This window comes from Halomonas sp. ND22Bw, assembly GCF_003011945.1.
Taxonomy (GTDB): domain Bacteria; phylum Pseudomonadota; class Gammaproteobacteria; order Pseudomonadales; family Halomonadaceae; genus Halomonas; species Halomonas halophila.
This window is the reverse complement of sequence record NZ_PXWD01000326.1, coordinates 1-369: the sequence shown is the minus strand read 5'-3', so window position 1 is coordinate 369 and position 369 is coordinate 1. Positions and strand designations below refer to the sequence as shown.

General features: G+C 69.9%; 1 protein-coding gene. It reads right to left on the bottom strand.

The window, feature by feature from the left end:
- A partial coding sequence (locus tag CVH10_RS18285; RefSeq protein ID WP_146143034.1) for a TonB-dependent receptor occupies positions 1-369 on the bottom strand: 369 nt, incomplete at both ends.

The window sequence follows — 369 nt, the reverse complement described above, 5'->3', positions numbered from 1 at the left end:
GCCCAGGGCCTTGGCGACCGGGTCGGACACCGGCAGGGTGCCGACCGTCACCAGTTGCCCCGCGGAGGTCGCGCCCTGCACCGCGCTGAAATACTGCTGCTGCAGCGACGGCGCCTTGAAACCCGTCCCGGCCGAGGCCCGCACCGCCACACCCTCCGTCACGTCCCAGCGCGCCGTGGCCCGATAGGTCGCATCCCCGCCGAAGTCATCATAGTGGTCGTAGCGCGCCGCCAGCCCCAGGAAGACGGATGCGACGGGACGAAGCTCCATATCGACGAATGCGGCCTGGGCGTCGCGCCTGGCGTCGGTGGGATTGCGCGGATTGAACCCGGCAAAACCGTCAGCGCCCAGTCCGAAATAGGCGTCCGG